The sequence below is a fragment of the Mycoplasmopsis caviae genome, assembly GCF_024498215.1.
Lineage (GTDB): Bacteria > Bacillota_I > Bacilli_A > Mycoplasmatales > Metamycoplasmataceae > Mycoplasmopsis > Mycoplasmopsis caviae.
This window is the reverse complement of sequence record NZ_CP101806.1, coordinates 452,910-467,120: the sequence shown is the minus strand read 5'-3', so window position 1 is coordinate 467,120 and position 14,211 is coordinate 452,910. Positions and strand designations below refer to the sequence as shown.

At 27.6% G+C, this 14,211-nt stretch carries 11 protein-coding genes; 2 read left to right on the top strand and 9 right to left on the bottom strand.

Annotated features, from left to right (window positions below; genetic code table 4):
- Nucleotides 1–183: 183 nt before the first annotated feature.
- Nucleotides 184–1,983 carry a translation elongation factor 4 gene (lepA, locus tag NPA07_RS02265; protein ID WP_126117871.1) on the bottom strand — a complete coding sequence of 600 codons (1,800 nt, stop codon included), beginning with the start codon at nt 1,981–1,983 and terminating at the stop codon, nt 184–186.
- A gap of 90 nt (nt 1,984–2,073) precedes the next feature.
- On the opposite strand from lepA, the gene NPA07_RS02260 reads away from it, so the two are divergent.
- Nucleotides 2,074–2,802, top strand: coding sequence for a phosphotransferase (locus NPA07_RS02260; protein ID WP_126117872.1), 729 nt, complete (start codon nt 2,074–2,076; stop codon nt 2,800–2,802).
- Between the two features lie 142 nt (nt 2,803–2,944).
- Complete coding sequence (locus NPA07_RS02255) at nt 2,945–3,562, top strand: hypothetical protein (protein WP_126117873.1); 618 nt, start codon at nt 2,945–2,947, stop codon at nt 3,560–3,562.
- 168 nt (nt 3,563–3,730) lie between these two features.
- On the opposite strand, the gene NPA07_RS02250 is transcribed toward NPA07_RS02255, so the two are convergent.
- The 8 genes from NPA07_RS02250 to NPA07_RS02215 all read right to left on the bottom strand — a co-directional run bounded on the left by NPA07_RS02250 (nt 3,731) and on the right by NPA07_RS02215 (nt 14,208).
- Nucleotides 3,731–4,138 (bottom strand): hypothetical protein, encoded by a 408-nt coding sequence (locus NPA07_RS02250; RefSeq protein ID WP_126117874.1) that lies wholly within the window; start codon nt 4,136–4,138, stop codon nt 3,731–3,733.
- Entirely contained in the window at nt 4,129–5,520 is a 1,392-nt protein-coding gene (gene gltX, locus NPA07_RS02245) for a glutamate--tRNA ligase (RefSeq protein ID WP_126117875.1), read from the bottom strand. Before gltX ends, NPA07_RS02250 begins: the two co-directional genes overlap by 10 nt.
- Before the next feature lie 96 nt (nt 5,521–5,616).
- Nucleotides 5,617–6,510 (bottom strand): hypothetical protein, encoded by an 894-nt coding sequence (locus NPA07_RS02240; RefSeq protein ID WP_126117876.1) that lies wholly within the window; start codon nt 6,508–6,510, stop codon nt 5,617–5,619.
- Between the two features lie 44 nt (nt 6,511–6,554).
- Nucleotides 6,555–7,454 (bottom strand): hypothetical protein, encoded by a 900-nt coding sequence (locus NPA07_RS02235; protein WP_126117877.1) that lies wholly within the window; start codon nt 7,452–7,454, stop codon nt 6,555–6,557.
- Nucleotides 7,455–7,664: 210 nt separating this feature from the next.
- On the bottom strand, nt 7,665–8,996 hold the full coding sequence (locus NPA07_RS02230) for a hypothetical protein (RefSeq protein WP_126117878.1): 1,332 nt from the start codon (nt 8,994–8,996) through the stop codon (nt 7,665–7,667).
- A 192-nt stretch (nt 8,997–9,188) separates the two neighbouring features.
- Nucleotides 9,189–10,898, bottom strand: a complete 1,710-nt coding sequence (gene aspS / locus NPA07_RS02225; protein WP_126117879.1) for an aspartate--tRNA ligase — start codon at nt 10,896–10,898, stop codon at nt 9,189–9,191.
- Nucleotides 10,899–10,900: 2 nt separating this feature from the next.
- Entirely contained in the window at nt 10,901–12,211 is a 1,311-nt protein-coding gene (hisS, locus tag NPA07_RS02220) for a histidine--tRNA ligase (RefSeq protein ID WP_126117880.1), read from the bottom strand.
- 161 nt (nt 12,212–12,372) lie between these two features.
- Nucleotides 12,373–14,208 carry an ABC transporter ATP-binding protein gene (locus NPA07_RS02215; RefSeq protein WP_256553290.1) on the bottom strand — a complete coding sequence of 612 codons (1,836 nt, stop codon included), beginning with the start codon at nt 14,206–14,208 and terminating at the stop codon, nt 12,373–12,375.
- Between the last annotated feature and the right edge of the window lie 3 nt (nt 14,209–14,211).

Here is a 14,211-nt window from a genome sequence, read left to right as displayed (position 1 = left end):
AAATAAATTTTTTGTAAATTAATTATAGTAAAAATTACGAAAAAAATTAATTTTTTTCATTTTTTCCCTAAATAATTAAATCTAACATAGTTAGAACTGGAAGAATAATTTTTTTTATGAAAAATTTTTGCTTTTTTTCATAAAAAATTTGATTTTTACAAAAAAAGAGGTTTATAAACCTCTCTATTTTTTCTTGTCAATGTTTGTTTTAAGTATTGATAAAAATGCCTCTTGTGGTACTTCAACTGTTCCAAGCATCTTCATTTTTTTCTTTCCAGCTTTTTGTTTTTCAAGTAATTTTTTATATCTTGAAACATCTGCTGCATGTAGTTTTGAAGTCACATCTTTTCTAAATGCCTTGATTGTTTCACGGGCAATAATCTTACTTCCAATTGTGGCCTGAACAGGCACTTCAAAGTTTTGTCTAGGAATTGCTTCCTTTAATTTTTGTGTTAAATCTCTCGCTTTACTATATGCAGAATCTTTGTGAGTAATAATTGAAAATGCATCAATTTTGTCACCATTTAAAAGTATGTCAACTTTTACCAATTCGCTTGTTTTATAGCCTATTAGGTCATATTCAAATGACGCATATCCTTTGGTTAAACTCTTGAGCCTATCAAAGAAATCAAAGATAATTTCACCTAGTGGCATTTCATAAATTAACCTTGATCTATTTGAGTCAATATAATCCATATTAATATAAATTCCACGCTTACTTTGACATAGTTCCATTACATTACCAATATACTCATTTGGCACCAAAATTTCAGCTTTTATATATGGTTCATCGATGTGATCAATAAATGTTCTATCCGGTAAAAGTGCAGGGTTTGATACTTTTTCAATTGTTCCATTAGTCATGTGAACATCATACTCAACTGATGGACTTGTAGCAATAATACCAATCTTATATTCTCTGTTTAATCTTTCTTGTAAAATCTCCATGTGCAACATCCCAAGAAACCCGACTCTAAAGCCAAAACCTAGAGCTTTTGATGTTTCTTGTTCTCAGGTTATTGAACTATCAGAAAGTGCTATTTTTTCCAAACTTTCTTTTAGTTCCATATAATCTCTTGTATCAATTGGATAAAACCCTGTATAAAGTACGGGTTTTTTCTTCTTATATCCAGCAAGCGGGCTTTCAGCTGGTCTACTTACTAATGTAATAGTGTCACCAACACTAACTTCTCGTGCATCTCTAATTGTTGCAGCAACATAACCTACCTCACCAGCTTCAAGTCTGTTCTTTTTAGTTTCTTTTGGATTTCTAACACCAAGTTCACTAACACTATATTTTTGTCCATTAGACATAAACATAAACTCATCGCCTACTTTTAGTTCACCCTCGAAAACTCTAATTAGCATAATAACACCGCGATATTCATCGAAGTATGAATCAAATATTAGTGCTTTAAGTGGTTTTGAATCATCTGCATCTTTTGGAGATGGAATATACTTTTCAATTGCTTCTAATACTTGCTCACAATTTAAGCCAGTTTTAGCAGATATACAAACAGCATTGTCAGTAGGTAAGCCAATTACATCTTCAATTTCTTTCTTTGTTGCTTCAATATCTGCAGATGGTAGGTCAATTTTATTTATTATTGGAATAATAGTTAAATTGTTTTCAAGTGCTAAATAAACGTTTGCAAGTGTTTGAGCTTCGATACCTTGGGTAGCATCAACAAGTAAAAGAGCACCCTCACTAGCTGCAAGCGATCGCGAAACCTCATAGGTAAAATCAACGTGACCAGGTGTGTCAATTAAATGAAATGTGTAGTCTTTATACTTAATTTGTACAGCATTTAATTTAATTGTAATTCCTCTTTCACGTTCTAAATCCATTTGGTCCAAAAATTGATCATCCATATCGTGTTCGCTAACTGTGTTTGTAATTTCAAGTATTCTGTCAGCTAATGTACTTTTACCATGATCAATATGGGCAATAATTGAAAAATTCCGAATTTTACTTTTGTCCATAATATCACCTATCAAGTTATCAAAATTTAAAAATATATAATAACTAAATATTATTAAAAATTGTATAATTTCAAAACAAAAAGGAGTAAAATGAAAGTTTTAATTAAAAAAGGTCACACCAATATTTCATACCGAGATAATGAATTATTCATTCAACAAAAAGTTGTTAACAAGTTTAACCATAAGTTAGATTACTCGTTGTTAAGTAACTTTGATTTTGTTCCAAAATTAATAAAAAATGAGAATGACGAAGTGTGATGGGAATTCATTGATGGCAAGGAATATTGAAATGATGAGAATAATATTATTCAAGTAGCAAACAATTTAAAAATTTTACACAGTTCAAAATTAAAATTTCCTGCATCAAATCATGCTGCTAGAATAAAAGAATATCGCAAAATATTACAAGAAAAAAAGATAAAATTGAAAGTTTTAGATGACTTTTATAGACCAATAAATATGACACTCTCACGGATGAGAAAAGATACTCCTTTGCACAATGATCTTTGATTTTTTAACATGATTGTTAAAAATAAGAAAGTGTATTTTATTGATTGGGAATATTCTTCATTAGGCGATAAACATTTTGAATTAGCTTATTATATTGAAGCAAATGAATTAAGTAATGAACAAGAGAAATTGTTTCTTGAAACTTATGGAAATTATGATTATATTTATCTACTAAGACACAAAATATTAGTAAATTACATTGTTATTTTGTGAGCTTATAGTCAGGATGTTTTACCATTTAGCACAAATAAATATGAAGAGAGAATTTACCATTTAAACAATGAACTTAAAAGTTTAACAATTGACTAATAAGCCTATAAAACAGTTGTTTTGGTAAAATTATATAAATTAGTTTTTTTATTTATTTAATATCCAAAAATTAAAAAAGTTGTATAATATTTTTATAGTTTTATTAAAGTGTAAAAAACTATAAAATAAAAATGAGGTGTTTATGTCAAATAAAGGCAATAAAATAAAATATGCTTCTGTTATTGTTTTATCAGTACTTTTAGCTGTATTCACAATTTTATTAATTGTTGTTGCTAAAGCAGAATGATCTGCTAAATTAGGTGGAAAAAGTAACGGTGCTTATCAATTTATAGTAGCTTTTAAAGAAATTGTTAACACAATTTTCTCCGATTTTCTAAAAATTGCTGATACTATTAAAGCTATTACTGTATTAGTAGGTTCAGACTCAATGACATATACAGCATGTGCTATTGCTAGTCTTTACTTAATTCTATATGTTTCTTGAATTTTTGTTGTTTTAGCAATAGGAATTAAAGCACTTGCAAATAGAAATTGGTTTATTGGACCAATTATGTTAGTTGTATTTGTTTCAATGCTTGCTTGATTTGTATTCCAATTCTTTGGTGCTACATTTAAGATGACAAAACCAAGTGATACTAAATTCATATCTGGTACAATTCCATTTGTCCAATTCTTTACTCATGTTGGTGTAATATCAGTTTCTATTGTTGGTATAATTATTGAAAGTCTTAACCTTAAAAAGAAATCAAACAAAAATGTTTGAGAATCAACAAACACAGTAAACGCAGACAATCAATAGTCTTATAAATAATAATCAAAGTGGCTTGCCACTTTTTTAATTTTCTTCTTGGTAGTTAATAATACAAATATAAATTCATTATGAATTACACTATTTAAAATTGCTTATGTGCCTATAAACAAGCATTTTTGTAAAAAAATGAAGCACGTCTAATACTTCATTAATATATTATATTTCTTCAAGTGAAACATTAAATTCGCCAATTAATTCATCATTTGGTCCAAATAATTCATACTTAAATTTTTTGATTTTATCTTCAATAACAACATTGTGTAGTAAAGGTTTTAAAAAGAATTGTGAACCATCAACATTAACAAATGAGTTTGCAGCTTTTATGCCTTTAAGCATTGTTAATGTTGACATACCTGTAAAAATATTAACTCTCTTTTCATTAATCTCAATTCTATTTGATTCACCAACAGAAGGCTCTTTAAAATGATATGTATGATATTCAAATTTGTTTAGGTCTTCATCATCAATGAAATAATCATATTCAGCATCAGCCTCAAAAGAAATAATTTTTGGTTCTACACCCTTTGTTTTATGATCTTGAATTGATGTAAATCTTATTTTCATTTTTCTAATCTTTCTTTAATTGTTTTTTCGCCATATAAGTAAATTGCCTTAGCTAATTCAGGGCCATGTTCAATATAGGTTGTAGCAAGTCTAATTGGCATAAATAAATTTTTGCCTTTTTTTCCTGTTATTTCCTTAGTTTGGTCAATTGCACTTTGAATATTTTCAATTGTGAAATTGCTATTATTAATAATATTTTTAAAACTAATTACAACATCTAGGTTTTCTTTATCAATTGTTGGAATTTGTTCCTGTGGTCTTAGATAAGGTTGCATTTCATCAATTAATTGTTTTGTTGTAAATACACTGTCTTTAAATGTATCAACAAATAATTTATTCCACTTAGTTGATTTTAAATTAAGTTCTTTGAGTAGATTAGATGTTGGTACTTCCTTAATATATTGCTTAGAAAATCATTGCATCTTTTTAATATCAAATTTAGATGGACTTTTACTTAATCGAGCAGGATCAAATTTTTTAATTATTTCTTCCTTGCTCATAAGCTCAACTGTATCTGGTGAACTTCATCCTAATAAACTTAAAAAGTTAAATACACCATCAGGATGATAACCTTCATTTCGATAGTCCTCAATAAATTGTTTTAAACTTGTATCTCTTTTAGAAAGTTTCTTGCCTTCCATATTGGTAATGACTGTTAGATGACCAAATTGAGGTGCACTTCAATTTAAGGCTTGATAAATTGCTAATTGCTTTGGCGTGTTAGTAATATGTTCTTCGCCTCTAAGCACATGAGTAATTTTCATATCATAGTCATCAACTACAACAGCAAAATTGTATGTTGGATAACCATCACTTTTTTGTATAACTCAATCACCGATATCATTAGAATTAAAACTTATGTTCCCTCTAACTAAGTCATCTCACTGGTAAATTGTATCTTTCGGCATACTTAATCGAATTGAATAAGCCTTGGCATTATCTCTTCTTTCTTTTTCTTCCTTACTAATTTTTAATCAATTTCTATCATATCTAAATGAAGCTATGCCTTTTTTATTTGATTCTTCATGTTGAGCTTCTAGTTCCTCACTTGTATCATATGCTTTGTATGCGAGACCTCTGTCAACTAATTCGTTAGCAATTTGTTGGTATCTTTCTAATTTTTCACTTTGACGATATTGACCACAAATCTTGTTTGGTTTAAGTGGGCTTTCATCTGGAATTATTCCTAATCAAGCTAAATTTTCTAACTGGCTTCTTTCTCCATCAACTACATTTCTTTTAACATCTGTATCTTCTAATCTAAAAATAAAGTCACCGTTAAAGTGCTTAGCATACAAGTAGCAAAATAAAGCAGTTCTTGCTCCGCCTATATGTAAATAACCTGTTGGACTTGGTGCATATCTGGTTCTAATTTTTCTCATTTTAACCTCTAATATTAATACTTAATATATTATTTAATATTATATAGAAAATGTAAATTTTAAGTTTCATTTATAAAAAAATAAGCACATGGCTTATTAGGTTGTAGGAAGACTTTTTATTGCTAATTTCATAGCGGTTAGAAATTTATCCATTGTATCAACTGCCTCTGTTAGGTTTTTTGGTGGTTTAGTTGATACTAAACTTGGGATTGCTCCAGCATTAGGTTGAGTTTGATTTTTCGCAAATTCCTTAGATAGAATGTTTTGCATAATAAATATTTTTTTTGCATGAGTGTTATTATCATATTCATCTATTTTATCTTTATATTTTTCAACACTGAATCCAAAAGTTTCAAGCGCTTGATCAGCATATTCCTTAGCAATTGAATTCTTGAGAAGCTCATCAATCAATTTTTTTGATTCATTTTTAAAGTCATTAATTTTGTTGTTAATATATTTAACCTTTTCAGTGTCTTTTAATTCTTCTTTAATGCTTGCTACGCTCTTAGAATTAGGTGCTTTTAAGTAAATTTCAAATGCTTTTGTCATACTTGAGTATTGAGTTGTCAAATAATCTTCAAAATTATTTGAATTTAATTCAGTTTTATTCTCTTCGAAATGCTTACTTGCAATCTCAAAATTAGATTCATTGTTGAATAAAAATGAGTGTATTTGAGCAGTTTTATCTTTAACAAAATCATAAATTTTCTCAGGTCCATAAATTGAAACCTTAGCAGTATCAAAATCACTTTGTTTAGCTTCTTTAAATATAGATAACTCAGATAACTTATTGAAAAATATTTGACAAGATTCATATTTCTTTTGCTTATTTAATTTTGTAATATCTTCAACCTTAGTAGCTTTCTCATAATCAAAAAATGTGCTAGGATTAATCGAAACTTTATCTTTGTTATAACATGAAACAATAGGTACTGTTGAAATTGGTAAACTAACTAATGCACTAGTTCTTAATAAATTTTTAATATTCATAAAACCTCCAAATTTTATATATTAATCGTATTGTTTTTTAATAATTATAGTGTTTGATTTTCTTTAACATAATCAATTAGGTAATCGTATAAGGAATTTAACTCGTCAAATGAACCACTTAAACTATCAAATTCATTTTTAGGCAACTTACCTTTAAGTGATTTAATTAGACTTGTTGGAATTTCTTCCTTATTTTTGATCAATGAATTAAATCTTGTAAAAAGTGATAATGCTAGTGAATTTGGCTCATCTTTTTCAATCTTTTCTCTCAATTCACCTAAAGTAATACCTAATTCTTCAATTGATCTAAATAGATTTTCATTCTTTTTGATTTTAAGCAATTCATCAATAAGCATTATTGTCTTATTTTTAACATCTTTAAATTTTATTTTTATCTCATTAAGTTTGCTCACATCATTTAGTTCGCGTTTAATCTTTGAAACTGTATCTTTATCACTAGATTTTTGATATATTTCAAGAGCTTTTGTCATTTTAGTATAGTGAAGTGTTAAATAATCCTCAAAGTTTTCAGTTATTCGAAATTCTTCTCTATATTTATCATAATACGTCTTTGCTGATTTAATATTTAGGTGCTTAGCAAATAATGAAGATATAAGAATAGACTTTTCATATTTAAATATGTTCAAAACATTATTTGGTCCATATTCTTCTAAATCTTGCTTATTGAATTCTTCTAGTTCTACATTTTTAAAAACTGAATAATTTTTGATTTTTCAAAGAACCTCTTGGCAATATTTTAGTTTTTCAACACTTGTTAATTTAGTAACATCCTTTGTTTCAATAGGTTTTTTAAAATCAAAAAATGTTTTTGGGTTAATTGTTTTACTTGTATCAGTTGACTTATCATGGCATGATACAATAGTCAATAAAAATAGTGGGCTAGTAACTAGAACACCGTTCCTGAGTAATTTATTTATTTTCATAAAATCTCCAATATAAACATTAATAATATTTTGCTGACTTAAAGTTAATATTTATTAATCGATACAAAAAAATTAAGCAGAAATTATCATTACTTTTACACATTAATTATACTCAATTTATGACGTTTGAATTGTTAGCGTTCTGTTTACTTAATAAAAAATGTAAATCCGTTTGCCTATATTATTTTAAAATTTATATTAAAAGATTTTTTATTTAATGTTAAAAAAATTATCTAATATTTGTGCTTCTATATTTTTTAGGTATATTAAACCCAAATATGTTAGGGGTTTCATTTGCATTACCTTTTCCCTCATATTGATTATTTCTGTTAATAAAGGTAAGATTTTTTGTCTTGCATATTCTTCATATGATTTTAATGATGTGGTTTTAGGTTCTAGTGTAATTATTTCAGTTTGTTCATCAGAAGAAATATTTTTCTCGATATTTACAAGAATATATGAAACCTTAATTTTATCTGTATTTATTTTCTCAATTGTTCTTATCTTAGCAATTGTTGAACTATTCAGGTTCTTAAAATAAAAAAAGAGGTTCGATTCATAATTAGCAATGATTTTATCTGCATATTCATTCTTAATTAGTAATATAGGTTTAGTCAATTTAGCCAAATAATTTAATAAGTTTTTAAATACTTCTAAATCACTTTGATTTATTTTTGTAATAATATTAAAATAGAAATCTTTTGAAACTCTTTCGGTTGGATTTGTTAACGAAACTAGTGAAAATCTTGCAGTTAATAATGAACCGTTGCGAACCAATTTATCATCAGCAAGTTCTACCTTAAATTTGCTTTTATCATATGATGAAATGGCAAATGCATTGATTTTTTTACTTTTAATTTCATCAAAATTTGAATTAGGGTTTATTAATGAAAGTTTTAATGAATTAATTGCTTCTGAAGGCGTAATGACATCTTTAAATCCATCAATTTTTTGTTCTTTTCTTGAACTTAATTTGAAATCTGATTGCCTCAAAACTGAATAATGAACTTTAATACTCTTTGAATCGGGATAAGTTATGTTTAAATCATAAATTGAGTATTTTTTCTCGTCTAGATTCAGAATCTTAAAATCATTTAATGATTTAATAGAAGTGTTTATCTTATTATTTTTTTCTAAAACATCCAATTTTAAGCTTGAATTATCACTATCTATTTCCTGTATTGTATTTGTTTCATTTATTTTTTGTTTGAAACCATCAAAGTTTCTAGCTTGTTCATTACTAATATTGTTATCTAAATCTTTAATTTTAAACATTAATTTTAAGTTATTAGAAATAAAATTTTTCTCTATTTTATAATCAGCAATACTATAATTATTTTTGTTAAAGTTTTCCAAATCAAAATCATCAATTGAATTGATTTCATCAATACTTTTTGTATTGATTTTCTTAATGCTTACAGTAATTTTTGATGCATACTCGTTGATATCAACCTTGTTATCTTTGTAATTGCAATTACAAGCAACTAAAGGTACTGTTAATGATATACATTGGAATGGTGTTAATAGTCCTAGTTTTTTCATTTTTCTCTCTTCCTTTGAAAAATTTTATTTGTTTCAATAAATAAGAAATGCTCTTCAAAAAAAAAAAAAAAAAAAACCTTATTTTTTGTCATATATGACTATAAAACAGGTCTTTTAGTTAAAATTGAATGTAAAAAATTTACACTTTTAATAAAATAAATGTAAATTTTTTACATATTTAGGTTTCGTTTTTTATTTTTCATTTTTCGTTATTTGTAAAAATAATTCGTCAAGCTGTTTTTGGTCAACACTTCCAGGTGCGCCTGTGAATACGTCTTGATTTTTTGCATTTTTTGGAAATGCTAAAACATCACGAATTGTTTTTTGGCCAGTAACTATCATTGTTAATCTATCTAGTCCTAAACCAATGCCACAATGAGGTGGAATTCCATAATCAAAAGCCTTTAAAAATCAATCAAATCTCGATTGTTGTTCCTGCTGACTCATACCAATTAAATCAAACATTTTCTTTTGAGTTACTTTATCAAAAATTCTTGCTGAACCAGAACCTAATTCAAAGCCATTAAGAACTAAATCATATGATAATGCTCTAATGTCTTCCATCTTCATAGTTTCTAAATCTTGAAGTGAGTGAGCAAAGCGAGTAAAAGGGTGATGTGCTGCTGCTCAAGTGCTATTTTCTTCATCATATTCAAACATTGGTCAATCAGTAATTCAAGATAAATTTCATTCTTTTCTTGCATAATTGAACTTATCATTTAATTCAACTCTAACAGCACCAAGAGCCTGTGAAGCATGTTCATATTTATTGGCTACAATAAAATATGAACCATTTTTATTACCAAATTTTGCTACTAGGTCAAGACATGCATCTTTAACCTTATTTGCAAAATTTGTATGAACAATTTCGCCGTTTTGGTAAACAAAATAGAATAAAATATTGGCCTTATTCTTCTTTGCAATTTCTTCGAGATCCTTAAAATCACTTTTAGAAATCAGTGTGCCAGTAAAAAGCATTCTTTTACTTTTCGCATCCTTAATAATGTTGAATTCTGTATTGTTGCAAAAGTCATTAATATCAACAATTTTGTAATCATATCTTAAATCTGGCTTATCAGTTCCATAGTCTCTTAAAGCATCAAAGTACTTAATTCTCTGAAATGGGGTTTTAATTTTAATTCCTAATGATTTAAAAATATGTTTAAATAATTTTTCAATATATTTTTGAAAATCTTCAACATTTAAAAATGATGTTTCAATATCTAGTTGAGTAAATTCAGGTTGTCTGTCTTTTCGACTGTCTTCATCGCGAAAACATCTAGCAAATTGATAATATTTTTCAAAACCGGAACACATTAGAAGTTGCTTAAAAAGTTGAGGGCTTTGAGGTAGTGCTCAAAATTCATTTTTATTTCTGGTAGGAACTAAAAAGTCTCTTGCACCCTCGGGAGTACTTTTTGCAAGCATTGGTGTTTCAATATCAATAAAGCCGTTTTGGTGCATAAATTCACGCACGGCAAACATAATTTTATCCTTTGTAATTATATTATTTTGCATAACTGGACGCCTTAGATCAAGAAAACGATATTTCATTCTTGTTTCTTCTTTAACATCAATATCATCTCTAATTGCAAAAGGTAACTCTTCAACTGCTTGTGAAAAAATTGAATATTTGCTCACTAAAACTTCAATGTCGCCAGTTTTTAAATTAGGGTTCTTTTGTTTTCTTAAAACAACCTTACCAGTTACTTCCATTACACTTTCTTTTGTTACATTAAGGTCGCTTTTAAAAACACATTGAGTGATTCCATAACGATCCCTAAGGTCAATGAAAGTCATTTCGCCAAAGCGTCTCTTGTTAGCTACTCAGCCATGTAAGGTAACAATCTTGCCTTTATCCTTAGCTCTTAATTCATTATTCTTTATGTATTTACTTTTCATTTCTATTCCTCATCTTCGTCCTGTGCAACTAGATCACTAAGCAAATTATGCTCAGCTAAAAAGTCTAATAAATCTGCATAACCATCTTCATTGTATTGGAAAATTATACGATCATTATCACTAAGGCTTTTAGCAACAAAGACTTCTTGCCCATTAATTACATCATCAAAAATTACAACATCGGCTTGTAATTTTTGCGCTTTATCAAATATTTTTTTACTCTTAGAAACTTCTTTAATAAATTCAATTTTACTACCGTAGTTTCTTAATTCATTGGTTAGTGAAAATAAAATATCAAGGTTTTTTTCACTTGTTGATGAAACTAAAATATTAATTTTTTCTGCTTCATTATTTTCACTATTTTCCTCACTAATTATGTCACCAATGCGGTCAACTCCAAGACCTCAACCACATGAATATAATTGAGGTCCACCTAACTCTTTAATTAATGTTGAATATCGACCGCCACCAATAACTGTGTTTTGGCTGCCTGATTGACTAGATGTTGAAACAAATTCAAAGACAACTTCATCATAGTAATCAAGGCCACGAACTAATGAATAGTCAACTTGGTATTTAATATTATTGAAGTCTAAAATTGATGTTAACTTTTTGAAAAATTTAGTGCTATTTTCACTTAAATATTTATTAATTTTAGGTGCTTTTTTAACAAAATCTTTTTTACTTTCTTCTTTATCATCAAGAATTCTAAGTACATTGTTTTCAAGTCTCTCAAGGCTAATTGGATTTAGTTGATCTTTGTACTTTTCAAAGTATTTCTTTAATTCACTCTGATATCTAATTCTAGTTTCCTCATCACCAATTGAGTTAATTTTAAGAACATATTTAACATCTAAACATTGCAAAAGCGATGCAGCTGCAATGATTAATTCAGCATCATTATATGGGTTTATTATTGTATCAACAATTTCAAATCCAGCTTGATTAAATTGTCTATAACGTCCTTTTTGGGGTTGCTCATAACGAAACATTGGGCCATAATAAGCAAATTTAGTAGTTTTTAGTGTTGCATATCATTTATTTTCAACAAGTGCTCTAACAAATCCTGCTGTTCCCTCTGGTCTTAGCGCTATATCTCTACCGCCTTTGTCCTTAAATTCATACATTTCTTTTTTGACAATATCACTACTTGCAACTGAACGCTTATATAGTGTTGCAGATTCAATAATAGGTGTTTCTATTAAGTGAAAATTATAATTTCTAGCATAATTAACAAATGCTGATCTAATTAGTTCAATTACATTATTTTCAAGTGGGCTAAAATCTCTTGTGCCCTTAATTTTGTTAAACATCTTTAACTCCTATTTAAGTATTAAATTAATATTAATTATTATATAAGAAAGTGTAATAAATGTCAATTTTTTGACTAGTATAAGAGAAAATTGATGGATTAAATTTGTACAAAATTAACTACAAAAACAAAAGAAAAAGGCTGTTTTATAGCCTTTTTGGTTTATTTGAATTGATTCTCATAAAGATTGAAATAATAACCTTTTAGCCTCATTAACGACTCATGGTTTCCTTGTTCAATGATTTGACCATCATCAACAACTAAAATTTTATCTGCATTTTTAATTGTACTTAGACGGTGAGCAATAACAATTGATGTTCGATCTTTCATTAATTCTTCTTGAAGTGCTCTTTGAATTATTTGTTCAGTGTTTGAGTCAACATTACTTGTTGCTTCATCAAGAATTAAAACTTTCTTTTTACCTAATAATGCTCTAGTTATCGAAAGAAGTTGTCTCTCGCCTTGACTTAGGCATTGGCCACTATTTTCAATAACTGTATCATAACCTTTTTCAAGCTTTTGAATAAAATTGTGTGCAGAAGTTAAACTTGCCATTTCGTAAACTTCTTGATTCGTGATTTTGTCTGATGCAACCTTTAAATTAGACATAATGCTTTCATTAAACATGAATGAATCTTGAAGTACAACTGACATTAAATTTCTTAAATTTTTCTTAGTAATTTTTGCTAAATCAACACCATCAATTTTAATTACTCCCTCATCATATTCATAAAATTTGCTTAACAAGTTAATAATTGTTGTTTTTCCTGCACCGGTAGGTCCAACAATAGCAATAGTTTGACCTGGAAGCGCTTCGAATGTTGCATTTTTTAGTTGATATTTTGATGAATCTTTATCATATTTAAAACTTACATTTCTAAATTCAATATGACCTTTAATATCGCTTAATTCAATTGGGTTCTTAACACTTGTTGGCATATCTAATTCAAGTAGTCTAAAAACACGTTTTGTAGATGAAAGACCAATTTGTATTGAGAATATAACATTAAAGAAAACTTGAAGTGTTCCTGTATAGTTTCAAAGTAGTGAAGTATATGCAATCATTAAACCTGCATCAGGTCTTTTAAAGAAACTAAATACACTTAATGTTGGTACTCCATTAATGTTAAATAAAATCGCAAAAAGTGAAAGTAAAAGAACTAAAAGGTTTGTTGAAACAATAAATCAAGGATCAAAGAGTTTGATATATACATCACCTTTGAATGCATTTTTGTAAATATCATTTGTAATTTTTTCAAAACTTTTTTTTGCACTTTCTTGTTGATCAAATGTTTTTGTTATTTTGCTATTGGTTAGCATTTCCTCAACATAAGCATTCAAGTCACCAAAATTTTGCTGTACTTTGACATATGCTTTTTGTGCTTTATTTATCATTATATAAGCCAGAGAGAAAAATAAAATTGATAAGGGAACTACAATAGAAGTTAGTGTAAGACTAACAAAAGTCATGGCCATAGTTGAAACAAGAACATTAAAAATATTACTTAAGGTTTCATTAAACATTTGAACAAGTGAGTTAGCTAAGTTGTTGATATCATTAACTAAAACTGAGATTAAATCACCACTTTTTTCTTTATCATAAAAACTAATTGGCATATCAATTAATTTTTCCATAGCTATTTTACGCATTTTTGATGCAGCTTTATAAGCTACTGAAATAAGTATTCTACTTTGTATTAGTCGCACAGTGGCATAAAATATAAAGCAAAGAGCTAGAAATGTGTTTCAAATAATAAATTTTTTAACATCAAAAGAACCTGGTATCACTTTTCCGCTTGTATCAAACATTTTTTGATTAAAAAACAAGCTAATTATAACACCTGTTAAAGTTGTCCCTGAAACATAAAAAAGTGCATTAAGAAAAGAAATTATGCTGCCAATAATAACTAGTTTTTTGTCTTTTTTATCTAGAAAACTGTAGACTTTTGTAAATAGTTTTCATGATGATGTTCTTTTGTCATTTTGTTTTTTTGACATTAC